General features: G+C 40.0%; 24 protein-coding genes and 1 pseudogene. 15 read left to right on the forward strand and 10 right to left on the reverse strand.

The window, feature by feature from the left end:
* The 4 genes from NQ560_RS03465 (at window position 1) to NQ560_RS03480 (ending at window position 3,341) form a co-directional block, all read left to right on the forward strand.
* On the forward strand, window positions 1-753 hold the full coding sequence (locus tag NQ560_RS03465; RefSeq protein WP_005330904.1) for a winged helix-turn-helix transcriptional regulator: 753 nt from the start codon (window positions 1-3) through the stop codon (window positions 751-753).
* Window positions 754-1,164 (forward strand): peptide deformylase, encoded by a 411-nt coding sequence (locus tag NQ560_RS03470; protein WP_005330905.1) that lies wholly within the window; start codon window positions 754-756, stop codon window positions 1,162-1,164. It begins immediately after the preceding gene.
* Between the two features lie 116 nt (window positions 1,165-1,280).
* Window positions 1,281-2,651 (forward strand): PhoH family protein, encoded by a 1,371-nt coding sequence (locus NQ560_RS03475; protein ID WP_005330906.1) that lies wholly within the window; start codon window positions 1,281-1,283, stop codon window positions 2,649-2,651.
* A 57-nt stretch (window positions 2,652-2,708) separates the two neighbouring features.
* Window positions 2,709-3,341 carry an HD domain-containing protein gene (locus NQ560_RS03480; protein ID WP_005330907.1) on the forward strand — a complete coding sequence of 211 codons (633 nt, stop codon included), beginning with the start codon at window positions 2,709-2,711 and terminating at the stop codon, window positions 3,339-3,341.
* Between the two features lie 188 nt (window positions 3,342-3,529).
* Here the strand turns inward: NQ560_RS03480 and NQ560_RS03485 are convergent, their stop codons facing one another.
* The 3 genes from NQ560_RS03485 to NQ560_RS03495 all read right to left on the reverse strand — a co-directional run bounded on the left by NQ560_RS03485 (window position 3,530) and on the right by NQ560_RS03495 (window position 5,460).
* Entirely contained in the window at window positions 3,530-3,988 is a 459-nt protein-coding gene (locus NQ560_RS03485) for an Hsp20/alpha crystallin family protein (RefSeq protein ID WP_005330909.1), read from the reverse strand.
* A gap of 143 nt (window positions 3,989-4,131) precedes the next feature.
* Window positions 4,132-4,554: an Hsp20/alpha crystallin family protein gene (locus NQ560_RS03490; protein ID WP_005330910.1), complete on the reverse strand. Its 423-nt coding sequence runs from the start codon at window positions 4,552-4,554 to the stop codon at window positions 4,132-4,134.
* Window positions 4,555-4,827: 273 nt separating this feature from the next.
* The gene (locus NQ560_RS03495; RefSeq protein WP_005330914.1) at window positions 4,828-5,460 is read right to left on the reverse strand and encodes a hypothetical protein; all 633 of its coding nucleotides are present in this window, start codon (window positions 5,458-5,460) and stop codon (window positions 4,828-4,830) included.
* Window positions 5,461-5,723: 263 nt separating this feature from the next.
* On the opposite strand from NQ560_RS03495, the gene NQ560_RS03500 reads away from it, so the two are divergent.
* The gene (locus tag NQ560_RS03500) at window positions 5,724-7,100 is read left to right on the forward strand and encodes a sodium-dependent transporter (RefSeq protein WP_005330916.1); all 1,377 of its coding nucleotides are present in this window, start codon (window positions 5,724-5,726) and stop codon (window positions 7,098-7,100) included.
* A gap of 455 nt (window positions 7,101-7,555) precedes the next feature.
* Window positions 7,556-8,350 (forward strand): hypothetical protein, encoded by a 795-nt coding sequence (locus tag NQ560_RS03505; RefSeq protein WP_005330920.1) that lies wholly within the window; start codon window positions 7,556-7,558, stop codon window positions 8,348-8,350.
* Between the two features lie 41 nt (window positions 8,351-8,391).
* On the opposite strand, the gene NQ560_RS03510 is transcribed toward NQ560_RS03505, so the two are convergent.
* From NQ560_RS03510 to NQ560_RS03525, 4 genes are all read right to left on the reverse strand, one after another.
* Window positions 8,392-9,123, reverse strand: a complete 732-nt coding sequence (locus NQ560_RS03510; RefSeq protein ID WP_005330921.1) for a DUF6198 family protein — start codon at window positions 9,121-9,123, stop codon at window positions 8,392-8,394.
* Window positions 9,123-9,986 carry a phosphoribosylaminoimidazolesuccinocarboxamide synthase gene (locus tag NQ560_RS03515; RefSeq protein WP_005330922.1) on the reverse strand — a complete coding sequence of 288 codons (864 nt, stop codon included), beginning with the start codon at window positions 9,984-9,986 and terminating at the stop codon, window positions 9,123-9,125. The genes NQ560_RS03510 and NQ560_RS03515 overlap by 1 nt, the downstream gene beginning before the upstream one ends.
* Window positions 9,987-10,242: 256 nt before the next feature.
* Window positions 10,243-11,670 carry a HAMP domain-containing sensor histidine kinase gene (locus tag NQ560_RS03520; RefSeq protein ID WP_005330923.1) on the reverse strand — a complete coding sequence of 476 codons (1,428 nt, stop codon included), beginning with the start codon at window positions 11,668-11,670 and terminating at the stop codon, window positions 10,243-10,245.
* 32 nt (window positions 11,671-11,702) lie between these two features.
* Complete coding sequence (locus NQ560_RS03525; RefSeq protein ID WP_005330924.1) at window positions 11,703-12,476, reverse strand: response regulator transcription factor; 774 nt, start codon at window positions 12,474-12,476, stop codon at window positions 11,703-11,705.
* Window positions 12,477-12,666: 190 nt separating this feature from the next.
* Here NQ560_RS03525 and NQ560_RS03530 point away from each other — a divergent pair, with 190 nt between their 5' ends.
* The 3 genes from NQ560_RS03530 to NQ560_RS03540 all read left to right on the forward strand — a co-directional run bounded on the left by NQ560_RS03530 (window position 12,667) and on the right by NQ560_RS03540 (window position 16,853).
* The gene (locus tag NQ560_RS03530) at window positions 12,667-13,713 is read left to right on the forward strand and encodes a glycosyltransferase family 2 protein (RefSeq protein ID WP_040015274.1); all 1,047 of its coding nucleotides are present in this window, start codon (window positions 12,667-12,669) and stop codon (window positions 13,711-13,713) included.
* Window positions 13,682-16,492, forward strand: a complete 2,811-nt coding sequence (locus tag NQ560_RS03535) for a YfhO family protein (protein ID WP_005330926.1) — start codon at window positions 13,682-13,684, stop codon at window positions 16,490-16,492. Before NQ560_RS03530 ends, NQ560_RS03535 begins: the two co-directional genes overlap by 32 nt.
* A gap of 115 nt (window positions 16,493-16,607) precedes the next feature.
* Window positions 16,608-16,853 (forward strand): hypothetical protein, encoded by a 246-nt coding sequence (locus NQ560_RS03540; RefSeq protein WP_005330927.1) that lies wholly within the window; start codon window positions 16,608-16,610, stop codon window positions 16,851-16,853.
* A 134-nt stretch (window positions 16,854-16,987) separates the two neighbouring features.
* On the opposite strand, the gene NQ560_RS03545 is transcribed toward NQ560_RS03540, so the two are convergent.
* Window positions 16,988-17,362: a metal-dependent transcriptional regulator gene (locus NQ560_RS03545; protein ID WP_005330928.1), complete on the reverse strand. Its 375-nt coding sequence runs from the start codon at window positions 17,360-17,362 to the stop codon at window positions 16,988-16,990.
* A gap of 320 nt (window positions 17,363-17,682) precedes the next feature.
* On the opposite strand from NQ560_RS03545, the gene NQ560_RS03550 reads away from it, so the two are divergent.
* From NQ560_RS03550 to NQ560_RS03560, 3 genes are read left to right on the forward strand one after another with little or no spacing between them, the layout of a single operon-like run.
* Window positions 17,683-18,438, forward strand: a complete 756-nt coding sequence (locus tag NQ560_RS03550; protein WP_005330930.1) for a metallophosphoesterase family protein — start codon at window positions 17,683-17,685, stop codon at window positions 18,436-18,438.
* A 58-nt stretch (window positions 18,439-18,496) separates the two neighbouring features.
* Window positions 18,497-20,020 carry an McrB family protein gene (locus NQ560_RS03555; RefSeq protein WP_005330932.1) on the forward strand — a complete coding sequence of 508 codons (1,524 nt, stop codon included), beginning with the start codon at window positions 18,497-18,499 and terminating at the stop codon, window positions 20,018-20,020.
* Between the two features lie 16 nt (window positions 20,021-20,036).
* The gene (locus NQ560_RS03560) at window positions 20,037-22,073 is read left to right on the forward strand and encodes a hypothetical protein (RefSeq protein ID WP_005330934.1); all 2,037 of its coding nucleotides are present in this window, start codon (window positions 20,037-20,039) and stop codon (window positions 22,071-22,073) included.
* A 97-nt stretch (window positions 22,074-22,170) separates the two neighbouring features.
* On the opposite strand, the gene hcp is transcribed toward NQ560_RS03560, so the two are convergent.
* Entirely contained in the window at window positions 22,171-23,775 is a 1,605-nt protein-coding gene (hcp, locus tag NQ560_RS03565; RefSeq protein ID WP_005330935.1) for a hydroxylamine reductase, read from the reverse strand.
* Between the two features lie 17 nt (window positions 23,776-23,792).
* Window positions 23,793-23,909, reverse strand: a pseudogene (locus NQ560_RS15715) (ferredoxin); the annotation flags it as partial.
* 106 nt (window positions 23,910-24,015) lie between these two features.
* On the opposite strand from NQ560_RS15715, the gene NQ560_RS03575 reads away from it, so the two are divergent.
* The 3 genes from NQ560_RS03575 (at window position 24,016) to yfcC (ending at window position 25,933) form a co-directional block, all read left to right on the forward strand.
* Entirely contained in the window at window positions 24,016-24,174 is a 159-nt protein-coding gene (locus NQ560_RS03575; RefSeq protein ID WP_330371141.1) for a hypothetical protein, read from the forward strand.
* Window positions 24,164-24,262, forward strand: coding sequence for a 5'-nucleotidase (locus tag NQ560_RS15720; RefSeq protein WP_233420454.1), 99 nt, complete (start codon window positions 24,164-24,166; stop codon window positions 24,260-24,262). The genes NQ560_RS03575 and NQ560_RS15720 overlap by 11 nt, the downstream gene beginning before the upstream one ends.
* Window positions 24,263-24,412: 150 nt before the next feature.
* Entirely contained in the window at window positions 24,413-25,933 is a 1,521-nt protein-coding gene (gene yfcC, locus NQ560_RS03585; RefSeq protein WP_040015275.1) for a putative basic amino acid antiporter YfcC, read from the forward strand.
* The last annotated feature ends 1 nt before the right edge of the window (window position 25,934 follow it).

A 25,934-nucleotide genomic window follows, 5' to 3' on the forward strand; every position in this document is an offset into this window, starting at 1 on the left:
ATGGATATCATTGAACGGGACATTTATGCCCTGATTGCCTCTGGCGATGGAATTAAAGCACGGGAGATTGCTAAGAAACTGAATAAAGACAGAAGCACAGTGAATCATTATCTTTATAATTCGCCTTATATGAAGGATTTGTGCTACCGTAATGAGAATTATGAGTGGTACGGACTAATCAGGCAGAGCAGACCACACGTGGGGCTGGGTGATTATAGTGGATATTATGGAACAGTAGCTGAGTTTCTGGAACTTACTGAGGATGAATGGTTTCAGATGTTGACGGAAGGCTGCAGGAAGATTGGACGGAATCTTAACGATACAAGAGGACTATTCCATTCATTTCGGGATTCTTATGAGGTGATGAAGAATCTGTTTGCAGATCTTAGTGATGCAGATGTAAAGTTTGATGACTGGGAAATTCTATTTGAATTGCGAATTAAGAAATCCAGATACATAAGAATTTATGCGGACGTGCTGGTGATTACAGAGAATTATGTATTTTCGCTGGAGTTTAAGATGAATGATAAAATACTGGAAGAAGAAATGTCTCAGGCTGCCAAGTACAGCCCTTATCTGGAAGTGTTATTTGGACCGCAGTATGAAGTAATACCAGTACTTGTATTAACAAAGGCGGAGGATTTGTATCAATATGCAGAATTGCCGGGAACAACAGCCGAACTTCCGGTGTGTTCCGGGGATATGTTATTTAATATATTTGATGAATACTTAGGATTTTTGGAGGGAGAATAGATGGTAAGAGAAGTTGTGCATGACGTTTTATTTTTAGGGCAGAAGTCTGAGCCTGCGACGCAGGCGGATAAGCAGGTTGCCATAGATTTATTGGATACTTTGAAAGCTCATGAGGAGGGCTGTGTCGGTATGGCAGCTAACATGATTGGTGTCAAGAAGCGGATTATTGCAGTGAATATGGGATTTATGAATGTTGCCATGTTCAATCCGAGAATTGTGAAGAAAAGTGGTTCTTATCAGACAGAAGAAGGATGTTTGTCACTGATTGGCGTGCGTCCATGTACTAGATATCAGGAGATTGAACTCGAGTATCAGGACATGAACTGGAAAAAACAGCGTCAGAAATATACTGGTTGGATTGCACAGATCATTCAGCATGAGGTGGATCATTGTAATGGAATTATAATTTAATTTACGTATATTTTACTGAATCATGAAGCAAAATCAATATTCTCTTGTTATATTAAATGATGCAAGGTCAACAACTTGCAGAATAAGGTTGAAAATGCAGAGCAGGAGAGATGTTGATGATTAAATCGTATGTGATTGATACTAATATATTGATTCAGGCGCCGTATGCATGTCAGTGTTTTGAAGAAAACCGGGTTATTTTACCATTGGTCGTACTGGAAGAATTGGATGGACTCAAGAAAGCAGAAGGTGAAAAAGGGGCAAACGCCAGACGGGCCATACGTTTCTTAGAAAAGCTTCGAATGAAAGGTGACTTGCTAAAGGGAGTAGAGTTGGAAAATGGTGGTTTTTTAAGAGTCGAGGCTAATTGTGTCGGAGTGGAACTCCCTGAAAGTTTGCCGGAAGATAAAGCGGATAACAGGATTTTGAAAGTCTGCAAAGGGATTTCTGATGAGGAAAAACCAGTAGTACTTGTGACAAAGGATCTGGTGCTTCGAATAAAAGCTCAGATTATGGGGATTGAGGCGCAGGATTTTAGTACAGAGCAGGTAATTGCAGAGGAAGAACAGTATAGTGGCAGACAACAATGCTTTGTAGCGGAGGATAAGTTCAAAGATTTTAAGAAAAAAGGAGTTTCTGTCAAAGAATTATATTTGTCAGATGAAATGGGAAATAAAATTCAACCGGAACTTGTGGAAAATGAATTTATTATTTTAAAAGCAGATCAGTCGTTGAAGAAAACACATCTTGGAAGAGTGGAAGGTAAGAAAGTTGTGCCTTTAAAATACAAAAAGAGTTTACCATATGGAGTGAAGCCGAGAAATTCAGGTCAGTATTTCCTTCAGGAAGCACTTATGAAACCGGCTGATGAGGCACCGCTTGTGATTGTAAAAGGTATGGCAGGCACGGCTAAGACATTTTATTCTCTCGCAGTTGGTCTGGAGAAGATCTTGAATAATCCGACGGGGGAATATCGCAGAATTCTGATTTGCAGACCGAATGCACAGTTTGATTCGGATATTGGATTTTTGCCGGGAGATGAGCAGGAGAAGATATCACCGCTAATGCGCCCAATCATGGATAATCTGGAGCAGTTAATTGATTCTGATGAGGAAGCCCGTTATCAAGATGAACAGGAACTTCAAGGAAAAATAGAAGAAATATTTGCCAGAGGAATCATACAGGCTGAAGCAATGAATTTTATAAGAGGACGTTCATTTGTAAATACATATTTAATCATCGATGAAGCTCAGAATATGACACCAAATCAGGTGAAAGGAATTATTACAAGAGCCGGAAAAGGAACGAAAATTGTGCTGCTTGGAGACCCGAATCAGATTGACCGCCCATTTCTTGATGAGAGAACGAATGGTCTTAGTTATGCATCGGAGTATATGAAAGGAAGTCCGCTTTGCTATCAGATTACGATGTCAACAGAAGAATGTGAGCGATCGGAACTGGCGATGGATGCAATACAAAGATTATAAAAAAAAGAAAGGAAAGAAATTTACTTGGATAAAATAACTTATAAATCAATCAAAAAGATGCCGGAGGTGAATGCGTATATTGAACAGGGAAATAGAGTTTTAGGAATCTTAGGATATACAGAACATTCCAGAGGACATGCAGTAAAAGTTGCCGAGACAGCAGGAGAAATTTTGGAAAAATTAGGATATAACGAACATACAGTAGAACTTGCCCAAATTGCAGGATATATGCATGATATGGGAAATTGTGTCAACCGTGTAGATCATGCACATAGTTCTGCCCTGATGGCATTTCAGCTACTTCGGGAATGGAAGTTTCCAGATGAAGATATCGCGGCAATTGTCAGTGCAATCGGTCAGCATGATGAACAAACTGGGACTGCAGTAGATGCTGTTTCTGCGGCATTGATCCTGGCAGATAAGACAGATGTCAGAAGAAACCGTGTAAGGAATCCAATCAAAGAGAATTTTGATATGCACGATCGTGTTAATTATGCGGCAGTTGCCTCCAGTCTTCAGGTTAATGTTGAGAAGAAAGTGATCTTATTGGAAATTGAACTTGATGAAGAAATATGCTCCATTTTAGATTATTTTGAAATATTCCTACAGCGCATGCTGATGTGTAAAAGAGCAGCAGAAATACTAGGATTAAAATTTAAAATGAAAGCCAATGGAAATAAAATCTGTTGATTATAAAGAATAAAAAAGTATAAATAAAATGCAAATAAAAAGAAGTGCCACTGTGGGATGTGACACTTCTTTTCGTTGCCGAAGCATCTGGAAGAACCTGCCAGTGACAGGTTCTTCCGGTAAGAGGGGAAATTACATTTATGAGAAAATTCTATCTCACAGGAAAACACTCTCAATGGGAGAGAAAATTATCCTTCAATGGAGATGAATTTTTTCTCTGGTTCAGCTGGTTTTGCTTCTTTCTTTGGAATGAAGAGTTTCAAGATACCGTGTTTGAACTCAGCCTTGATATCCTCTTCTGTAACATCTTCTCCAACATAGAACGTTCTCTGGCAGGCACCGGCGTAACGCTCACGACGAAGATAACGTCCTGTATCTTTCTCCTGTTCGTCCTGATCCAAACCTTTTGCTGCACTGATGGTCATGTAACCGTCTTTCAATTCAGCGGTGATTTCATCTTTCTTAAAGCCCGGAAGATCCATCTCTAACTCATAACCGTCTTTTTTCTCTTTGATATCAGTTTTCATAAGGTTGTGAGCATGATGTCCGTAAAGTTTTTTCTCTGCACGACGCTCTGCTTTGTCATCGTAAAATGGAAAGTTAAAGAAATCATCAAATAAATTATCATTAAAAATGCTAGGTAACATAAGTCATTCCTCCTAAAAATATATACTAAAATCGTTATAATCAAATTATTCATCTATGTGATCCGCAGGCGGTTCTTTTGAACCGCCACGGTTACAAAGAAGGTGTAACAAATCTAAAACTTGTATACAGTTTTGCTGTGAAATTATCCTTCAATGGAAATGAATTTCTTCTCCGGTACAGCCTTTGCTTCCTTCTTAGGAATTGTCATCTTCAAAGTACCATTCTCGAAGCTGGCCTTAATATCTTCCTCTGTAACAGCATCTCCAACATAGAAGCTACGGTTGCAGGAACCACTGTAACGCTCACGGCGGATATATTTGCCATCTTCATCTTTCTCATCTTTGTTCTGATTAGATGTAGCATGGATTGTTAAGTAACCATCTTTCAACTCTGCTGTGACATCTTCTTTTTTAACACCTGGAAGATTCATCGTCAGTTCATAATCATTATCATTCTCTTTAATGTCTGTGTTCATGAGGCTTGTATTGCTGTAATCCCATGAATTCCAACCATCATCAAACCAATTGTCCAATAAGTTTTCTCCAAAAATACTAGGTAACATCATAAGTCATATCTCCTTTCAAAAGACATTCATAAAATATATTTAAGCACTGTCGGAGAAATCCGATGTGTTGTGTGCCAGAACCTTGCGGATTAGGAACTTTTTCCTTCTTTTTGTTCCCCTTCCTTTGTTCTAACTGTAATATAGCACCTATTATTAGCACTGTCAAGAGGTGAGTGCTAATTATTTTGTGAAAAATCTGTGAACTGTTTTTTTGTACAAAAATAAGAGGTTGTGGCACTGAATTTTCAATGCTGTAACCTCTTATTTTCAATGTTAATATTTCTTTTGCTGATTTTTCCAATAATCCGCATCATTACGGAAGTTTCGTTCTGCGCCTGTTTTTCCCCATCCCGCGGCAGTACGGGCATCATACTCTGCTTTTAATTGATTGGTACGGGCATCATAACGAGCTTTCGCACGCTGATCCGCTTCACGCTCTTGCCGTTCTCTTTCGGCTCTTTCCTGGTCCCATTTGTTATTTGAGTTATAAGAAACAGTAGAACCGGTATACGAACCGGAATTAACCAGGCGTTCATGTCTCATTATTCGAAACGCAATTCGACCTGCTGATAAGAAAAACCAGGCAATAGGTATTCCCAAAACAAAACCTGCAAGAAAATATGCTACCGTGTTTAACCCTGAAACCACCTGATTTTCACTGACAGTAGACACAAAGAAGCAGCCTATAAAAATTGCGCCTATTGTCACCAACTTCCTTTTCCATAAATATCCTGCAATACATTGCAAGCCCACAAAGTATAAAAAGAGTGTTCCTCCTACAATGATTCCTATAGTTAACAGCCAATTTGAACGAAAGCTAAATGTAAATCCCTTCATCAAAAGAAGAATTAATACAAGCGATCCCAATCCTTTTGCTGCTTTTCCAACAGATTCTTTTGTGTCCATGTTTTCAAATCCCTTTCGTTTTCAGATGAATTTCATTATACAGTATTTTATTCGACAGAGCAATGTGATTATACTGAATACACCGCAGAAATACACTGCTTTCTACACTAGATAAAAGGTGTGATTTGTGATAAAATGAATCAATACGGCAAAAGATAAATCAAGAATAGCCGGGATTAATTTAAAGCCAGGGCATAGAGGCCTTGGGCGTGAGAAAGGGAAAGCCTGATCTGCAATAAGAGCAGATCAGAGGTAAAAGAGAGATGGAAACAAAAAAGAACAAAAGAAGCACCTTTTCGGGGAAGATAGGTTTCGTACTGTCTGCGGCGGGTGCATCAGTAGGATTGGGAAATATTTGGAGATTCCCGTATCTTGCAGCAAAGTATGGTGGAGGAATTTTTCTTCTTATTTATATTTTGCTCGCATTGACATTCGGTTACACAATGATTGTTGCCGAATCAGCTTTGGGACGTATGACAAGAAAAAGTCCTGTAGGAGCATTTAAAGCATTTGGAAAGAAAGCGGGGTGGCTCTCCTTTGGAGGCTGGATCAATGCAATCATTCCAGTGCTGATCGTACCATATTATTCCGTGATCGGAGGCTGGGTCATTAAGTATCTGATTGAGTATGTGAAGGGAAATGGTACAAAACTGGCGGCAGATGGATATTTTTCTGAATTTATTTCAAATGGAGCATCGACAGAAATCTGTTTTGTAATTTTCTGTATGTTCACATTGTCGATCATCTATGCAGGTGTGAGAAATGGAATCGAAAGAGTTTCAAAGTTCATGATGCCAATTTTGGTCGTTCTGTCTGTCATTATTGCGATTTATTCGGTGACAAGACCAGGAGCTATTGAAGGAGTGAAATATTTCCTCGTGCCGAATCTGAAGAACTTTTCATGGATGACGGTTGTGGCGGCTATGGGACAGATGTTCTATTCCCTGTCTATTGCTATGGGTATTCTGATTACATTTGGCTCTTATATGAAAAAAGACAGTTCCATTGAAGATTCTACAAGAAATGTAGAAGTATTCGATACAGCAATTGCAATTATGGCAGGACTTATGATTATTCCGGCAGTTTTTGCATTTTCCGGAGGAGATCCGGATACACTGCAGGCAGGTCCGGCATTGATGTTCATTACAATCCCGAAAGTATTTGCAAATATGGGATTTGGAACAGTTGTAGGAATTTTATTCTTCCTGTTGGTATTATTTGCAGCAGTGACAAGTTCTATTGCACTGACAGAAAGTGCAGTTTCAACCTTTGAAGATGAGATTGGCTGGAGCCGAAGAAAATCTACAGCCGTAATCGGAATTATAATGATTGCCCTTGGAACATTATCCTGTCTTGGATATGGACCGCTGGCATTTGTAAAAATCATTGGAATGCAGTTCCTGGATTTCTTTGATTTCCTGACAAATTCAGTGATGATGCCAATCGCAGCCATGATGACAAGTATATTTGTGTCAAAAGTAGTTGGCATAGACCGCATAGAAGAGGAAATCAGACATGGGGAAGCAGCATTCCGCAGAAAGAAAATATTTGTAGTCATGATCAAATATCTTTGCCCGATTTTTGCTATGATTATTCTGGCAAGTTCCGTGGCAAACGCATTTGGCTGGATTTCTATGTAGATATGTAATTTATATACCATAAAATAATCCCTGGCAGGTACACTTGCGATAGTACCTGCTGTGGGATTATTTTTTTCAGGATATGTGGGGCTTATATCAGCTGGGAGATGACTCCAACCTCTATAGGTGGTGAGAAACAAGCTGGTATCAGTGGTGGGAGTCAATCCCCCAGCTGATATAGCCTCCGGCAGGGCGCACATTGTCCGGTGGACAATGGTTTTGCGCCGACCGAAACGGAGTGTAGACTTGCAGAGGTGCGCAGTAGAAGTATGTCACGCAATTGCATGACGCGCACCTCGCAGCAAGAATGCCGAGGCATTCTTGAATTTTTATGTGAGAAAATGAATGACATGGTAATGTGGAACGTGTTCCAAATAAATTACAAAAGCATATTATAGTGTGCTAAAATAAGTTTAACAAATCAAGAAAGTGCATAAGAAAAGGAGAACTTTACTATGGGAATTGATTGGGAAGAACAGTTAGGTGCAGAAGGCGCAGATATGGCACGTGCTTACGAGGATAGTTTACCGGAAGAGGATTGTGGAACAACAAGCCATTATGTTTCCGGGACAAGGTTTGAGGATGATGTTGTTGGCTCATATATTTATGAAACGATGGATAATTTTGACAGTACTCTAAGGGACTGGGGATTTTACGATAAAGATGCATGTGTGGGCGAGCCAAGTTTTGACGATCCGTGTTGGAAACTTGAAAGTAAGACTAGTGATGAACTGATAGAGGAATGTATAAAATTCAGTCAGGAGGCGAAGCATGTAAAGTGTGTTTTGAAGGATGCGGGACAAGATATAGATACACTGTTTGATTATTTGGACAGTCGTGCTTTGTGTGATCAGAATGTTTCAGCAGGGGAGAGAGAAGAAGATAGAAGAATAATTGAATCGAAACTGAGATATGAAGAGGAGTCTATGGGGGATGATGAATTGCGTGAAAAGTGTAGAGCTATGACTCGTGACGAACTCATAGATAAACATATAGATATCGAAGGGATTAAAGATGCAGCAGTATATATTTTGTTGTTTATCGAAGATGTTATAAAAGAACTGCGTACTGATTGGTGTGGTGAGTTTGAGGGTAAACAGGATCTGAAAGACTTGATGGAGAAATATAAGGAACCTTTACCTGAAACAAGGAAAATGGCCGAAAAACAAGCTATGATTGAAAAAGACGGATCGATTACCCCAGCTCCGGATGATTATGAGTTCACAGAGGCTGATGAACTTCCGCTGTAGGAATATGATAAGAAAGGCAAAACGAAAAAACTCTGACCGGATTAAAGTCCGGCCAGAGTTTTTGTTTTCTCATAAAAAAGATAATTAAATGCAGCAATTGCGCGTCCGACACCGATGACAGCAAGGACGGTTCCAAGTCCAATGCCGACCAGATGGTGAGCGAAGATCAAACCGACGCTGATGGTCACGCAGATGTTGAACAGATCGAAGCAGTTCTTTGTAAATCCAGTGCTTTTGTGAATGGTATCAGCAATTGCCTGTACGATACCGTCTCCCGGATTTGGAATGATACGCATGTTCAGTGACATGGCGGCACCGACGCCGGTCAGTATAATAGCAATGATCAGGAAAAATACACGTCCGGAAAATGTTCCGGCAAAGCTGCCTGCACAGTCTGTTTTCAGATCAGGAATCCACGCACCGAACACATTTAAAAATCTTGTAAATACAAGACTTAATGGAATCTGTAAAAGATCCATAATAAGAACAAGCTTCAGATTCATTTCATTTGCATGCTCCAAAGCAATATCTTCACGTTTCAGTTCTTTCCGGCACAGGATGGTATGAAGAAGTATTTCTACCAGAACAAAGATACAATAAAGTACCATCGTCATATTTCCAAAGTTTAGATTCCAGATTGTGGATATGCTGTAAGATACGGAGATGATGGGAGAGACCCCAAGTCCCGTCTTCGTATTCAGAGAGATACCGAGGGCCAGTACCAGTAATCCTACTAAGTAAAAGCCCCCACGGTAAATGTAATTCTTTTGCATTAAGCTAATTTTTCTCCAGTTAACATCTCATAGCTCTGTAAGTATTTGTCGATTGTTTTCTCGACGATTTCATCCGGAAGGGTCCAGTCATTATCCGGATTTGCTTTCAGCCAGTCACGGGCGAACTGCTTGTCGAAGGACGGCTGTCCATGCCCCGGCTCATAACCATCTGCTGGCCAGAAACGGGAGCTGTCTGGTGTGAGCATCTCGTCACCAAGTACCATGTTACCGTTCTCATCAAGACCGAATTCAAATTTTGTATCAGCAATGATGATACCGCGTGTCAGTGCGTAGTCCGCACATTTCTTATAAAGAGCGATGGTGTAATCGCGAAGCTTCTTGGCATACTCTTCACCTTTTCCAGGGAAGTATTTTTCAAGATGAGCAATGCTCTGCTCATAGGAAATATTCTCGTCGTGGTCACCAATCTCAGCTTTTGTAGATGGTGTGTAGATTGGTTCTGGAAGTTTGTCGGACTCTTTTAATCCTTCCGGAAGAGTGATTCCGCAGACTGTTCCATTTTCTTTATAGCTTGCCCATCCGCTTCCTGTAATGTATCCGCGGACAATGCACTCGATTGGAAGCATTTCAAGCTTGCGGCACATCATACTGTTGCCATCGAACTCTGGTTTCTGGAAGAACTCAGGCATATCTTTTACATTAGTAGAGATCATATGGTTCGGAATAATGTCTTTTGTCAGATTGAACCAGAACTTGGACATCTGAGTCAGAACAGTTCCTTTTTTTGTAACGACGTTATTAAGAATCACATCAAAACAGCTGATGCGGTCCGTAGCAACCATAATCAGGCTGTCACCGTTATCATAGATTTCACGTACTTTTCCTTCTTTGATTGGTTTCATCTTAATACCTCACTATTATCAATAATTTTATTCGGGTTATCCTGGCGTGGTTTATATCGCCTACTTATAAGTTAAGCAGATTTTATTACAAAAAACAATAGCTAATTGCTTCAAAACATGAAAATTCATGCTGTTTTATAAGGATTATAAAACAATATTGTAAGCATTTATAAACGCAGCTTATCTAATGAGACATATTTCTCAACAATCGATAGTTGATATTCCGCTTGTTAGAAAAACAGCAGGTCAGAGCATGTCATCGGAGTGGGAACCAAAGTGTAACTTCAAAGACTCCGGATACATTTTCAGAGGCGAAGGCTGAACTTGTATTCTGAGAAATGTTATGTTTTCCCGGGCTGTCTGATGATGTTTTCTTTGTCAGAAGCATTTCGCCGTCCATCATCTGCATCATCCGCTGGACATTACGAAGTCCGATATTGCTGCTTCCGACATCAGAATGTTCTTGCTTGATTGCATTGGAAACAGTCACAGTAAAGCGCTGTTTACGGACGGAACTGCGGACGATGACCGGAGTTCCTTTGTCTCCATATTTTAAAATATTAGAGAACAGATTGGTAAAAATGCGATTGATCATTGTTTTGTCGCTGAGCAGAATACCAGTCACTTCTGGAATTTTAACATTTGTCGTAAATCCGGCCAGACTAATGAAATCGCAATTTTCCTGAATACATTGAAAAATATAATCAGTAGACAGCCAGGACATGTCAGGAGTTTCCTGCTCTTCGGAAACAAGGGCGTAGCTGAACATTTGATCCGTCAGTTCTTTAATATCGGAAGCTTTTTTCAGACACCGGTCCAGATAATCTGCCTGCTTTTCAGGAGTTCTTCCAAGCTTTAATACTTCCAGATATCCGGTCAGAATTGTAAGTGGCGTCCGTAAATCATGGGAGAGTGCTGTGATCAGATCCTGATTTGCTTTTCGGCTTTCTTGCTCACGGACAATATTTTCATTTAAAGAGATACGAAGATGATTCAACTCATTTGCCAAAATGCCAATTTCATCTTTACTATATTGCGGAACCGGGTGGGTCAGATCCCCTGTGGACATCAGCAAAATTTCCTGCTCCAGAGCCAGTACTTCGCGCATCTTCCGGTTCATGAAGAACAGGACGATTCCAAGAAAGACCAGGACACTTAAAAGTAGCGAAAGAAACATATAAGGGTAAATGAAAAGGGCACGCTGGTAATTGACAACAACGACTTGAGCTTTTCCGTTTTGAAATTGGAGATACCCTTGACGAAAATCTTCCCCTTCCCCATCAGTTAACCTGTATCCAAGATCGAAAAAAGTCCGGAAACCGGAATGCTTTTCGTCCATAATTTTTGCATATTGTCCTGTAATATAAAGGCCATCCTCCTGTTCGTAAAGATAAATGCTTGTGTATTTATCTGCCAGATCTAGAAGGGGTTTTATTGCTTTTGCGGCAGCTTCATCGTCTGAGGATTCTGGAAGTGATAAATTTTGTGCAGTTTCGTCCAATTTCGTCCAGAAATCTTCGTCATCAATCTGGGACTGTAAAATTTCAAAATTGCCTGTCCAGTTTACCAGAGTCCATTTATTTAGCCAAAGCAGTTCGAATAATGTTGCAGAAATCGTCAGAGCCAGAAGCAAGATCAAAAGAAAACGGTTCTGTAATTTCATGGTACTGAATTTTTTTTTCATGCTGTTACCTCATTGTTACTGAATGAAAATTATTAGTCGCAACGATACCCTTTTCCCCAGACTGTTTTAATTAGTTCAGGATTACCGGGATGATCTTCCACTTTGGAGCGTAAGTTTCGAATATGTACGGTGACAGTATTATTTGCACCGTAGTAATAAGGCTCCTGCCAGACAGACTCAAAAAGACGTTGGGCAGAAAATGTCTGGTGGCGGTTCGCGACCAGCAGTTCCAACATGGAGTATTCCGTTTCTGTAAGATCTAAAAGCTGCCCATTTTTATGAACTTCCCGGACAGTCTGGTTTATTTCCAGATCGTGAAAGAGCAGGATACGATGCCTGGAGTCAGAAGCATTCGATGTACTAGCTATTGGTTCAGCAGTCGGATTAACAGAAGCACTATTGATACTTTGATTGCCGCTTTCATTTTTCCCTTTGTATACCTGGTAACGCCGAATCAATGCTTTGCTCCGGCTGATCAGTTCGTTGTAGGAAAATGGTTTTGCCAGATAATCATCACCACCGCTGGAAAAGCCAAGTGTCTTATCGCTTTCCTTTGTGCGGGCACTTAAAAACAGAATTGGCGCATTGCTCAGTTCCCGGATTTTCCGGCATGTCTGATAGCCATTTGGCCCCGGCATCATAATATCCAGAATAATCAGGTCGAAATCCTGCTGCTCAATGAGTGTAAGTGCCTGCGCCCCATTTTCTGCTTCAGATACTTCGAAACCTTCCCCACCAAGCAGCACATTTATAATTTCCCGGATTTCCGGGTTGTCATCTACGATTAAAATACAAGTCTTATCCATAGAAATAACTCCTTTCGATAGATCTATTATACAGGAGTTTAGAAAAAATAAAAAATCTTCTTAAGAAACTTTAAGATTTAATTAGGCATTTTCTTAAGGGATGAGTGTTAAACTTTGGGCATACTGAATGATAAAGCAGAGATGACGAGTAGTGTCTTCTGCAGGGACTGAATTTATGGAGGTATGCAAAATGGACAGAATCAGTATTGTGGTTCCGTGTTTTAACGAAGAGGAAGCGTTGCCGGTGTATTATCGGGAGATGAAGCGCGTCATGGGCGAGCTGTCAGAGGTTTCCTTTGAGATCCTTTTCGTGGACGATGGTTCCAGCGACAAGACTTTAGAAATATTGAAACAATTAAATGCAAAAGATGGAAGATGTGAATATTTATCTTTCTCCAGAAACTTTGGAAAAGAAGCAGCTATATACGCGGGGCTTAAACATGCAAGTGGAGACTATGTGGCAACGATGGACGTAGATCTCCAGGATCCACCTGGACTTCTTCCGGAAATGTATCGTATTTTGAAGGAAGAACCTTATGACAGTGTTGCGACAAGACGTGCCACCAGAACCGGAGAGCCAAAAATCCGCTCCTTCTTATCTGAGACATTTTATAAGTTTATTAACAGCATTTCCAAGACAGAAATTGTCAATGGTGCAAGAGATTATCGGCTGATGAAACGGATTATGGTGGACGCCGTATTGGAAATGAGTGAATATAATCGTTTCTCGAAGGGAATTTTCGGCTGGGTCGGATTCCGTACAAAATGGCTGGAATTCCAAAACGTGGAGCGTTCGGCAGGAGAAACAAAATGGTCTCTTCGGAAACTATTTTCTTATTCGCTGGAAGGAATTACCGGATTTTCAGTAGCACCTTTGTCTCTGGCATCTGTTATGGGAGTAGGGTTCTGCGCGTTGGCATTTATTATGATTGCAGTAATCATAGTACGGACATTAATTTGGGGCGATCCGGTTGCAGGCTGGCCGTCAATGGTATGTATTATCTTTTTGGTGAGCGGGGTTCAACTGTTCTGTCTTGGAATCGTGGGAGAGTATCTGGCTAAGACATATCTGGAGACGAAGCACCGTCCGATATTTATATTGAAAGAAAGTAAAGTTCAGATGGCAGGAAAAGTAGCAGGAGACAGCTTTGTGGGAAGCGGTGTGAATGCTGTAATGCGAGAAAAGAAATCCGGGGAGGAATCTCATGAAGACAAGACAGTCAAAGCGTCTGCATAATCAAAATGTTGGAACAACAAAGCCGGAACATCTGCATAATAATGAAGAATCAACGATGTCAAAATATCTGTATTATGCAGGGTATGTAATACTTGCAGCACTGACATTATTTTTCTGTTGGATGTTTTGCCTCAGATGGGGAGTATTTGGAGCGAAGGTGGACTGGATCAGCCAGCACAGTGTTATTCCGGATTATTTCAGAAAACAGTTTTATGAGACAGGAAATCTATTCCCGGAATTCGCTATGAACCTGGGCGGAGGACAGAACATATACAATTATTCATATTATGGACTTTACAGTCCGTTATTTTTGTTGTCCTACGCATTGCCTTTTGTGAAAATGTCTACGTATGTTATTGTTATGGAAATGCTATGCTTGATGGCTTCGGTGCTTTTATTGTATCTGTGGCTGAATCGAAAAGGATTTGGCAGAGCTGTCAGCTTCGCTGTGGCTGTTATTTTTTTGCTGACGGGACCTATGATCTGCCAGTCCTACAGCCAGATTATGTTCGTTAATTACATGCCATTTTTAATCCTGGCTATGATGGGCGTGGACAGATACTTTGAAAAAAGGCGTTCAGGGCTTTTGGCAGTCAGTACATTTCTTATGATCATGACCAGCTTTTACTTCAGTATCGGAGGAATGCTGGCGTTGGTAATCTATGGAATTCATTGTTACGGACGAAAACTGGAAGGAAAAAATGAGCGTGCCACAGTAAAAGGGTTTCTGTGCGAGGGCGTGAGATTTCTTCTGCCTATGATTTTTGCAGTACTGGCAAGCGGAGTCCTTCTTGTGCCGACAGCCCTTGCATTGATTGGAAGAAGTTCCGGTGAATCTTCCGGAGGCAGCGCGAATGCAGAAAGCCTGTCGGTATTGCTTGGAAGTGGAAATGCAACAAAAATCCTGAAAGGACTTTTCTTTCCACAACTTAGATTGTCAGGAGTTTTTTATTCACCGTATGGTCTGGGATTCGGAACGCTGATGCTGACGGTGCTTGTTGCGACTATGTTCAGGCGAAGATGGAGTGACAGAGTAATGTCGTGGATCATTGCCATTGTCGCAGGCGTACCGGTTTTTGTATACATTTTAAATGGGGGACTTTATCTGAGGGACAAGGCACTGATCCCGTTAATTCCGCTTTTTTGCTATATGCTTGCCATGTATATAAAGAAGGTGAGCTGTGAAGAGTTTTCGTGGGGCGGCTGTATTCCATATGTTGTCACGATGGAACTTATCTATATAGGAAGAAACCAGGAAGGAATGGGAAATCTGTGGCCATTTTTGATGACAGAATCTCAGATTATGTTTGGTTGTTATCTGGCAACAGGTGTGATAAAAGAAGTGTGGAGAAAACGAAGGAAGACAATCTGGAGAATTAGAGGAACAGTTTTAATTTTAGCAGGTTCTATGGTGGTATTTCTGGCAGTATTTGATAATCAGTATGCCAAGGAAAAACAGGAGATGCTGGATACAACATTTTATAAACAGGTAACAGATTCTAAAATTACAGATGCAATTCAGACAGCAACCGATGAGGCAAAAAAAGATGGAGGATTTTACCGGACAGTCCAGCTTGGCACTGACGATGAAAATGCAGCAAATTTAAATCGTGTGTGGAACACAGATCAGTACATTTCTTCCATCTATTCTTCTTCCTATAATAAGGCCTACCAGAATTTTAGAAAGGATACATTTGGGCTGGAACAGCCTTACCGGAATTTTCTGATGCAATCTGAGGAGTCAAATCCGATTTATGCGAGATTCATGGGCGAAAAATACATTGTTACAAAGTCTAAGATGAAAGGTGTCAGGCTTCTTGGAAAGTCGGGGGAGTGGAAGATTTATGAAAATGAAAGCGCAGCTTCGATCATCTATGGAACAAGCCAGGTTATGAGTGAGAAAAATTATGATAAGTTGGACTATCCATATAATCAGACAACGCTTCTTCAGAAGGCAGTTGTGCCGGAGAGTGCCACGAAGCAGACGGACAGTATAGAGGCGGTGGACAATTTGCACAACGCAGTACTGCGATTTGGGGAAAACTCATGCATTTCCGAGGCAGACGGTGGATATCATATTTTTGCCAGGAAGGATACAAAAGTCAAAGCAGAGATTGTGAGCCAGATAGACATAAATTCAGTGAATACAGTGAATACAGAGAATGCCGGTGAAAACACAAACGTTGCGAATGAAACAAAAACAGATTCTGGTAACAGAGTTTTATTGCTTCGGTTCAAGGTCAAGAATCTGAAACCCTCAAAAGATCTGACAATCTGGGTGGATGGCAATCGTAATAAACTGAGCGCTAAGCAGCGGGTCTATTATAATGATAACACAACGTTTACTTATGCAGTGGCACTTGAGGGTGATGAAAATCAGGTAGAGGTTACATTTAGCAAAGGAAAATATAATCTGTCTGATGTGGAAGCATATATAGCAACGTTGCCGGGAACAGAGCTTTATGAATCAGAGTTTTTACAAAATAGCACAAAGACAAAGGGAAACGTAATTGCCGGAAATCTGACAATGCAAAAGTCAGGATATCTGATTACTTCGATTCCATACGATTCCGGATTCAAAATACAGGTTGATGGAAAAAATGTAAAAAGTGAGAAAGTAAATACAGCGTTCCTTGGCTGTAAGATGAAGGCAGGGGAGCATGACATTGTCATCACATACCATGCACCGGGGATGGCAGCAGGAAAAGTGATGTCCTTTGTCGGAATGATGGGATTTCTTATTTTATCTGTGTTAGAACATGTTGACACAAAAAAATGAAAGTGGTAAATTTAAAAGAGAAGTTAGCGAGTGCTAAATACGTCAGATGAGCCTGAAATCATTTGACCGACACCGCCAGTGAGGCTCGAATCATATAGGAAAGAGGGAATCTAACATGGGAAGATATTATCGTTTATCTAAGAAAATCACAGATGATATGGCAACCGCAATTTTGAACGAGATTAATGAACTGGAAAATGTTCAGACAGCAAGAATAACAGAAGATAATAAGTATCTGTTCGTGGACACGAAGGATCAGCAGTATCCAGAGGTTATGACACGTGCATTGAATATCTGCAGCCGTCTGGGTGGCAAATGCGAACTTTCATTTGCAGGTTTTGAAGGTGGATTCCAACCATAAGGTGTAAGAAAAAATATAAAAATCCGGATTTGCGTAATATCACATGGTTAGTGAGGACTGCGAAAAATCCGGATTTTTTGATTCTGTTGTTTTCTATTAACGGTTATTTCATTCATGTAGCTTATACAGAACAATTAGTTTTTCTCATTATCTGCGAGATACTTTTTTAAAGCGGAAAAACTCTCTGAGCTGATGACATGCTCAATCTTACATGCATCTTCAGCGGCAGTTTCCGGATCCACCCCAATTGAAATCAGAAAACTTGTCAGGAATGTGTGACGTTCGTAAATTTTCCCGGCAATTGCCATACCACTGTCTGTCAGGTTGATATAACCATTTTCATCAACAGTAATATAATTATTTAATCGAAGATTCTTCATTGCAACACTGACACTTGGCTTAGAAAAAGAAAGCTCATGTGCAATATCAATTGACCTGACATTTCCAAGTCTGTTTTTCAGAATCAGTATTGTTTCCAGATAATCTTCTGCAGATTCACGTATTACCATAATAAACACCTCGCTTTGCGGTAAAATAATCCCCTGTCCATTGGAATTGTATTAGAAATTATATCATAAAATGGGAAGTTGTTCAATTTCTATTGGAGGAATTGAACTGATAATAAATTTCAAAAAATTTCTCACTGGTCATGGCAGAGGGTATATAGTATAAGGTTAATGACAAAGAAGGACTTCTCTATTACAATATTATCCATAAGAGTTGGTATGATTGTAAAAGAGAAGTCTTTTACTTATAAAAGTAGATTAAAACAGATTTGGTAAGAATTTTTAGGATTGAGCATGCAAGTACAGGAAAGGGGAGATTTAAAATGATTTATATAACCGGTGACTGCCACAATAATTTTGAACGATTTAACACCCGGAATTTCCCGGAACAGAAAGAGATGACAAAAGATGATTATGTCATAATCTGCGGAGATTTCGGCGGGGTGTGGAACAAAGATGGGGAAAGCAAGATGGAAACGAGTGCTCTTGACTGGCTGGACGGCAAAGCATTTACTACATTATTTGTTGACGGAAACCATGAGAATTTTGACCGCCTGTACGCTTATCCGGTGGAAATGTGGCATGGAGGGAAAGCCCATAAAATACGTCCCTCCGTCATTCATCTGATGCGTGGGCAGATATTTGAGCTGGAAGAAAAAAAGATATTTACTTTTGGAGGTGCCAGCAGTCATGATATTTCAGCCGGTATTCTTGAGCCAGATGATCCAAAGTTCAAGCTTAAGAAAAAAGTATTAGACCGGGGCTGGGAGCCATACCGTATTAATCACATAAGCTGGTGGAAGGAAGAACTGCCGTCAGAAGAGGAGAAACAAGAAGGTCTAAAGAATCTGCAGAAATATCATAATGAAGTGGACTTTATTGTGACTCACTGCTGTGCGTCCAGCACGCAGGCAATCATGAGTGATGGATTATATAAACCGGATATGCTGACGGAATATTTTGAAAAGATTCGGCAGACAGCCAGATTTAAAAAATGGTTTTTTGGACATTATCATGATAATCGAAACGTAACAAAGGATGAATTACTGCTGTGGGAGCAGATTATCAGAATATCGTAGAAAAAATATTTATTACGAGCGACAAATGTTTGTGTGATACAATGATGTGTATAAGAAAATGAGAAAGGGTGAAAAAATGAAAATCAGTGAATTTTTTGAATATAATAATCAACAGGTATTAGAAGAAAATGAGAATATATTAGAGTATTTGGAACAGATTTTTGGGAAAGCAACGGAGATAGATCGCGAAGGAAAAAAAGAATTTACTTTCGGAAAGGTAATAGGTCTTGTAACAGATAGCTTTTTAGATGAAAAGACAAAACGTCAGAAGGTATCTATGCTATTGTGTGATGCGGATTCTAAGTTATTACTTTGGAATGGACGACCTGTGGAAATATTAAGAACCAACCCCGAAAATCGTCTGGAAGAGAAAAAATCTTATATTCAGGGTCTTTTCTTTAGTGGAAGTGAATTATTTACAAGAAATCCTCAGCCTTGCGAAGAGGTTCCCGGGGCAAATATGGTCACGTCTTTCGTTTCTGATTTGGACGAGGAAATAAGAACTGCCGAGGAAACAGATGAAAATATTCTATCACTGAAAAATAAACTGGAGGACCAGGGCTATCATTGTAATATCAAGGTTCTCGCCCAGTTCCTTTTGGGGTTGAATACAAATCAGCTCATAATTTTACACGGAGCACCGGGCATGGGAAAGACAAGTTTTGTATCAAATATAGCCAGAGCGCTTGGATTTGCATATAAGATCATTCCAGTAAGACCGAACTGGATTGATAATCAGGATCTGACAGGATATTTTAACCCGGTAGAACGAAGATATTATTCCACCCCATTTCTGGATGCACTTTGTGAGGCAAAGGAGAATCCCCAAAAGCATTATCTGATTTGTCTGGATGAGATGAACCTTGCGCATGTAGAGTATTATTTCTCAGACGTGTTAAGCAGTATGGAATCGGGAGAAGGAATTCCATTATATGCTCATAAAGACCAGGAAAATGCATGGAAGAGACAGGAAACTATCATGGCATCTCATAATGAGAATACCGTAGAATGGCTGGATGCAAAGACTGATCAGGAAAATCTTAAAAATCGTTATACACCGGAATTTGAAATTCCGCAGAATGTAACATTTGTAGGAACCCTCAATATGGATGCGACTACCAATGATCTAAGCCCGAAGGTGATTGACAGAAGCTGCATTATAAAAGTGACAAAAGATGCAGGAGAGACTTTGTGCCCATTTGAACAAGGTGTTATGACTTTGGAAGAGATGCAGGGAGAAGATTCATTTGAAAAACAGCTTTTGAAAGCTCTGAAGAAAGATGTTTCCAATCGTGTGGAGAGACAAAGAGCCAGAATGAGAGAGAGACTAAAGAGTGGATACTTAAAGGAACGGCTTTCAGATAGAGATTTCCAGGACATGTTTCTTGCAATGAAAGTGTTGCCAGCCCTGAACGTAGAGGAAGTGGAGTGCACGCTGGATGATGGAGAATTCTCCATTGGTGATTTTCTTATTGAGGGCGGAGATGCGAACTGGGAGAAAATGTATCCGTTGACAGTCACATATCTGAAACAAATGTGCAGTCCGGAAGAGAAAACCATGAATTATTGGAGAATGAATTAACAAAAGAGGAATACAAATGCAGGCAGTTTTTTTGAATAATAAAACATGCGAGAGAGTACATCCTGTAAGGATTCGTAAGGATAATCCGGATGCGGAACCATTTTATGAAGGAATGGATGAGCCTTTAAGAGAGATTCACGATATCTGGATCATGCAGTATCTGAGAGTCGATGGAGCTTATTTTCCGAGAATTGCTTTTGAGGCAAACGAGGATGAAAATATAGAATTTGATTCAAATCAGGAATATGAGATACTGTCCAGGAAAACAGATGGGTATATTTATTTCATTCCGGAAAATTTTAATATCTATACAGTTGGAGATGCACAATTCTTTTACCGGAAGAATGGAAAGAAACAAAAAATCCGAATACATGTTGCTTCTATGCTGGATGGGGAAACCTATGAGAAAATTCTAAAGGAACTGACAGCAATCAGTATCCGTTTTCTTTATATGACTATGAATGATGGGAAAAACAGGCGTATAAAAAGGGAGTACCTGACAGAGTATGAATTGGAAATTCATCAGCTGGAACACACAATTAAAGAAATGTCAGAGACCTTAAAAGCATTGGACCGGGAGCCGGTAACGGATATGATAAGCCGGCCGGCGAGACAGAATTTCAGACAGGTAAAACATCTGGACGCCAATGTTATTATGGATCATTATGTGTTAAAGAAACCGAAGGTGCGTACAAGAGTCCATGAAAAAACATTTCATATTTATGAAAACCAGAAGGTATATAATTTTGTGAAATTACTGGAGAAGCGTCTGTGGGCACTGGAACAGGAACTGGAAGATAAGAAAATGCAGATGAATCGGGCAGCTCAGGGAGAAAATAGATCCAAGTATGATGATGTAGAAGAAAATTCGGGTGTTGTAGGAACGAAAAAATCCATAGATGAACTATGTAGTACCATTGCAAATCTTAAGGGAAAACTTCAGGCTGTTTACCAGCTTCCTATGTTTAAAAATGAGAAATATAAAGAACAAAAGGTATATCCGCTGCAGACTTCTAATCTTTTTGTAAATCATAAAAGATATAAGAAATTATTTCATCAAATGCGGACTTATCGAGAGATGGGAGAGCTTGTCGAGGAGACAGTGCAATATAGCAGCTACCATAAATCATCGGAAATCTATGAAATCTGGTGCTATTTTAAAATATTAGAAATATTCATTCTGGAGAAAGGATATGTCATTGATCGGATATCCTGGCCGGGAAAAAAGGAAAAGCCGTTTGTATTCGAATCATGGGAAAATCGGGATTACAGTAAAGTGGTTCACGCTATAAAAAAATATATTGAAAATCGAGAAAAAAGAGATTCTGTGAAAATACTGGAAGAACTGGTGATCCATATTACCAACGGGGAAAATGATATTTATCTGGGCTATAATTGTACATTTCAAGGGAAAAAAGCTCAAAAAGCAGAAGTGGATGAAAAAGAAGCGGTCCAGTACAGCAAAGAGCAGCTAAGACCGGACATTTTTCTGATTCTCAATAAAGAAATATTCTTCGCCTGTGATGCAAAGTATAAGAATTATTCAAAGGAGTTCATGGGAATACAGGCCTGGTACACAGATTTATTCGAATGTGGAGCCTATAAATATATTTACCGACTGAATCTTGGAAATGTTACGGATGAAAATTCGGGTAAATGTATGCTTCCAGTGAAGAAAAAATTTGTGGGAGAGGATAGTCTGAAGCCGGTTCTGAAAAATGGAGGTGTCTGTATACTTACACCGGCTATTTCAGATTCAGACATGCCGTCATATTATAATGGGTTCGAAATCGATAAAAAATATGAGACATTTTTGGAATTACTACAAGAAGGAAAAGTGAATCGGGATTATAGCGGATGCGAAATACTGGATTCCAGAGAATATACTTGTAAATTGAAAGAAGCAATCTGTGGCGAGGATGGAAGAGAATCAAAGTACGAATACAGGATAGCATCTACAAAATTTCTTCCGGGAAACGACCGGGGATTTTACAATTTGTTTTATGAGGCATTCGAATATGGTCAGGCACATTTTTTAAAAGCAGTATTTTGAGGTAAAAAAAGAAACAGAAGTAATCTGATCATAAAGCCGATGCAGGATTTTTGAATCCTGTATCGGCTTCGGAGATTCCATAGAGATTTAAAGAAATTTATTTGTTGTAATTCATCAGTGTTTTGATGTCTTCTTCCGGCGTGGTGATAGGTGCTATACCGTAATTTTCTACCAGAAAATTCAAAATATTAGGAGACAAAAATGCCGGAAGAGAAGGACCAAGGCGAATGTTCTTGATACCCAGGTGTAAAAGTGTTAACAGGATGCAGACGGCCTTCTGTTCGTACCAGGAGAGAACGAAGGAAAGCGGAAGTTCATTTACGGAGCATCCAAATGCATCTGCAAGTGCTACAGCAACCTGAATCGCACCATAAGCATCATTACACTGCCCCATATCCATTAGTCGTGGCAGACCACCGATTTCTCCAAGATCGAGATCGTTGAAACGGAATTTTCCGCATGCCAGAGTAAGGACAATACTGTCAGAAGGTGTCTGTTTTACAAATTCTGTGTAATAGTTTCGTCCAGGTTTAGCACCATCACAGCCGGCAACCAGAAAGAAATGACGGATTGCACCTGATTTTACTGCTTCAATTACAGTGTTTGCATGGGACAGGATGGCTGCATGACCAAAACCGGTTGTCACTTTTGTACCGCCATTGATGCCGGTGAGTACCTGATCATCCTTGTAACCACCAAGTTCCAGCGCTTTTTCAATAACCGGCGTAAAATCTTTCTTCTCATCAATATGAACAGCACCGGGGAAGGCAACCATTTCTGTTGTAAATACTCTGTCAGCATAACTGCTTTTTGGCGGCATCAGACAGTTGGTGGTGTAGAGAATCGGAGCTGGAAGATGATCAAACTCTTTTTGCTGATTCTGCCATGCGGTTCCAAAATTTCCTTTTAAGTGTGAGAATTTTTTTAAGAGTGGATAGGCATGGGCAGGGAGCATTTCACCATGAGTATAGATGTTGATTCCTTTTCCCTTTGTCTGTTCAAGTAAAAGCTGCAGGTCTTTCAAATCATGTCCGGTTACAACAATAAATGGTCCCTTTTCTATTGTAAGTGTAACATTGGTTGGTTCTGGTGTCCCATAGGTTTCTGTATTTGCCTTATCAAGAAGTGCCATACACTTCAGGTTGATTTCTCCTACTTTTAGTACTGTAGGAAGCAGTGCATCTGCACTTTCTTCATAACCAATCTTAAATAATGCTTCACAGAAGAAGCGATTCACTTCAGTATCTTCATAATCCAGAACATATGCATGATAGGCATAGGCAGCCATTCCACGAATTCCGAAAAGAATCAGAGATTTCAAAGAGCGTATATCTTCGTTGGCATTCCACAGCTGTTGCATATCGTATTCGTCTGTTTTAACGCAAGGTGATTGACATTTGCTGCAGTCAGGAACCAGTCTTTCTTTTTCAGCTCGGACTTTTTGTATCATGTTTTCAATTGAGACATCGTCAAAATTTACATTTGTAACTGTGGTAAACAGCCCTTCAATTATGACCTGTCCGGTTCTTTTGGAAATAGCTGTTGTACTATCGACAGCTCTTGCAAGACCAATCAAGGCACCCGTCAGTTCATCCTGTAATCTGGCTGTATCTGCCTTTTTTCCACAGACACCGGCATTTCCTGTACATCCGGCGCATCCGACGGTCTGCTCACACTGAAAGCAAAACATTTTCTTATCCATTATTGTATTCTCCTTTTTTATTCTATAGTTTTCCCATCAATACTTATCGTTATAACCTGCCATGGTAAGAATTTTCCACTATCCTGAAGCGCTTTTTTTGCTGCTATCTCCAGACCACCACAGCAAGGAACTTCCTTATCATTTTTACCCTCCGTCTATAGCATAAAATTTTTATTTCTGTTAGAATCATAGTGTAATAAATACAACTTGTATGTTTGATTTCCAACAGGAGGAACAATTTTGAAAAAATTTTTACCCATTTTAAGGAACAGTCCTTTCTTTAAAGGTCTTACTGATGACGAGATATTATCCATATTGCACTGTGTAGAGGCAACAACAGGTTCAAAAGAGAGAGATCCTTCAAAAGGGTGCAGCATTTGGGGCACATATCTTTTTTGATGATCAGGATATACATACAGAGCCAGCTTCGGCGGTTGTTCCGGCGGCCACAGTGCCTTATCGGGATGGAGATAATCCGAAAGAGTAAAACGTCGAGGCATTCTTGAAAAAAATACAGAAAATGACATAAAATTGATAAAACATCGTAAATTGATAAAATATGTAAATTTTTAGTTAGATTTTAAGCATTCTATGGTACACTAGTATGGTATATCAAAAATGGGAGGGAGACTCAAAAATGAGCAAAAAAGAAGGAAAAGGGTTAAAGTCTTTTAACAAGGGATTTCAAGTGCCTGACACCTACATTATTATCTTTCTGGTAGTTGTTGTCGCAGCACTTCTGACTTTCCTTGTACCAAAGGGATTTTACGAAACACAGGATATTTCGTACATGATCAATGGTGTTGAAAAAACCCGTACAGTAATCAAAGACGGAAGTTTCCAGTATCTGACAGATGATGCAGGAAATGTAGTAACAGAAGGAGTAGCACTCTTTAGTGGAGATGGCGGAACAGGATTCTTCAACTATATGTATAACGGAATCGTAAATAGTTCTGCAATCGAGATTATCGCATTCCTTATGGTAGTAGGTGGTGCATTTGGTATCATGATCCGTACCGGTGCGATTGAATCCGGATTGATTGGATTGATCCGTAAGGCAAAGGGAGCCGAGAAACTGCTGATTCCAGTACTTTTCGTACTGTTTTCTCTTGGTGGAGCAGTTTTCGGGATGGGAGAAGAAGCACTTCCGTTTACTATGATTCTTTGTCCGTTGTTTGTAGCAGTTGGATATGATTCAGTTATCGCAGTTCTTGTTACTTATGTCGCAACACAGATTGGTTTCGGTTCATCTTGGATGAATCCATTCTCTGTAGGTATTGCACAGGGCATTGCAGGTATTGATGTATTCTCCGGAGCAGGATTCCGTATGGTAATGTGGGTAGTATTTACAGCACTCGGCTGTGGAATGACTATGTTCTATGCATCAAAGATTAAAAAGACTCCGACGATCTCAATCGCATATAAGACGGATTCATATTTCCGTGAGCAGAATGAAAAAACAGGAATTGACGAAGGACATTCATTTGGTCTTGGACACATTTTAGTTCTTCTGACACTGGCTGCTACAGTAGTATGGGTAATTTGGGGAGTTATGACTCAAGGATACTACATGCCAGAGATTGCTACACAGTTCTTCATTATGGGAATTGTTTCCGGTGTGATTGGAGTTATCTTTAAACTGAACGATATGAAACTGAATGATATTGCAACCTCATTCAAAGATGGAGCAAAAGACTTGATCGGTGCAGCACTTGTTGTTGCTATGGCCCAGGGTATCATGCAGGTCCTTGGTGGATCCGATCCGACAACACCTACAGTTATCAATACAATTATGTATAATATTTCAAATGCACTGTCTGGAGTTTCCGGAGCAGTTGCAGCAGTACTTATGTATCTGTTCCAGTCCGTATTCAACTTCTTTGTTGTATCCGGAACAGGCCAGGCTGCGATCACAATGCCGATCATGGCGCCACTGTCAGACCTGTTAGGTGTTTCACGTCAGACAGCTGTAGTTGCATTCCAGCTTGGTGATGCATTTACAAACCTGATTGTTCCTACATCCGGATGTCTGATCGGATCTCTTGCAATTGCAAAGATTGAGTGGTCTAACTGGATTAAATTTATGTGGAAATTCCTTGGCGTATTAATGATTGGTGCAATCATTACAGTTCTTATTGCAGTTGGAATTGGATTCTAAA

The organism is Dorea formicigenerans, from assembly GCF_025150245.1.
Classification (GTDB): Bacteria; Bacillota; Clostridia; order Lachnospirales; family Lachnospiraceae; genus Dorea; species Dorea formicigenerans.

What these genes read in the sequence shown, in the direction of transcription:
- NQ560_RS03465 (WP_005330904.1), top strand. Translation starts at nt 1, where the DNA reads ATGGATATCATTGAACGGGACATTTATGCCCTGATTGCCTCTGGCGAT.
- NQ560_RS03470 (WP_005330905.1), top strand. Translation starts at nt 754, where the DNA reads ATGGTAAGAGAAGTTGTGCATGACGTTTTATTTTTAGGGCAGAAGTCT.
- NQ560_RS03475 (WP_005330906.1), top strand. Translation starts at nt 1,281, where the DNA reads ATGATTAAATCGTATGTGATTGATACTAATATATTGATTCAGGCGCCG.
- NQ560_RS03480 (WP_005330907.1), top strand. Translation starts at nt 2,709, where the DNA reads ATGCCGGAGGTGAATGCGTATATTGAACAGGGAAATAGAGTTTTAGGA.
- NQ560_RS03485 (WP_005330909.1), bottom strand. Translation starts at nt 3,988, where the DNA reads ATGTTACCTAGCATTTTTAATGATAATTTATTTGATGATTTCTTTAAC.
- NQ560_RS03490 (WP_005330910.1), bottom strand. Translation starts at nt 4,554, where the DNA reads ATGATGTTACCTAGTATTTTTGGAGAAAACTTATTGGACAATTGGTTT.
- NQ560_RS03495 (WP_005330914.1), bottom strand. Translation starts at nt 5,460, where the DNA reads ATGGACACAAAAGAATCTGTTGGAAAAGCAGCAAAAGGATTGGGATCG.
- NQ560_RS03500 (WP_005330916.1), top strand. Translation starts at nt 5,724, where the DNA reads ATGGAAACAAAAAAGAACAAAAGAAGCACCTTTTCGGGGAAGATAGGT.
- NQ560_RS03505 (WP_005330920.1), top strand. Translation starts at nt 7,556, where the DNA reads ATGGGAATTGATTGGGAAGAACAGTTAGGTGCAGAAGGCGCAGATATG.
- NQ560_RS03510 (WP_005330921.1), bottom strand. Translation starts at nt 9,123, where the DNA reads ATGCAAAAGAATTACATTTACCGTGGGGGCTTTTACTTAGTAGGATTA.
- NQ560_RS03515 (WP_005330922.1), bottom strand. Translation starts at nt 9,986, where the DNA reads ATGAAACCAATCAAAGAAGGAAAAGTACGTGAAATCTATGATAACGGT.
- NQ560_RS03520 (WP_005330923.1), bottom strand. Translation starts at nt 11,670, where the DNA reads ATGAAAAAAAAATTCAGTACCATGAAATTACAGAACCGTTTTCTTTTG.
- NQ560_RS03525 (WP_005330924.1), bottom strand. Translation starts at nt 12,476, where the DNA reads ATGGATAAGACTTGTATTTTAATCGTAGATGACAACCCGGAAATCCGG.
- NQ560_RS03530 (WP_040015274.1), top strand. Translation starts at nt 12,667, where the DNA reads ATGGACAGAATCAGTATTGTGGTTCCGTGTTTTAACGAAGAGGAAGCG.
- NQ560_RS03535 (WP_005330926.1), top strand. Translation starts at nt 13,682, where the DNA reads ATGAAGACAAGACAGTCAAAGCGTCTGCATAATCAAAATGTTGGAACA.
- NQ560_RS03540 (WP_005330927.1), top strand. Translation starts at nt 16,608, where the DNA reads ATGGGAAGATATTATCGTTTATCTAAGAAAATCACAGATGATATGGCA.
- NQ560_RS03545 (WP_005330928.1), bottom strand. Translation starts at nt 17,362, where the DNA reads ATGGTAATACGTGAATCTGCAGAAGATTATCTGGAAACAATACTGATT.
- NQ560_RS03550 (WP_005330930.1), top strand. Translation starts at nt 17,683, where the DNA reads ATGATTTATATAACCGGTGACTGCCACAATAATTTTGAACGATTTAAC.
- NQ560_RS03555 (WP_005330932.1), top strand. Translation starts at nt 18,497, where the DNA reads ATGAGAAAGGGTGAAAAAATGAAAATCAGTGAATTTTTTGAATATAAT.
- NQ560_RS03560 (WP_005330934.1), top strand. Translation starts at nt 20,037, where the DNA reads ATGCAGGCAGTTTTTTTGAATAATAAAACATGCGAGAGAGTACATCCT.
- hcp (WP_005330935.1), bottom strand. Translation starts at nt 23,775, where the DNA reads ATGGATAAGAAAATGTTTTGCTTTCAGTGTGAGCAGACCGTCGGATGC.
- yfcC (WP_040015275.1), top strand. Translation starts at nt 24,413, where the DNA reads ATGAGCAAAAAAGAAGGAAAAGGGTTAAAGTCTTTTAACAAGGGATTT.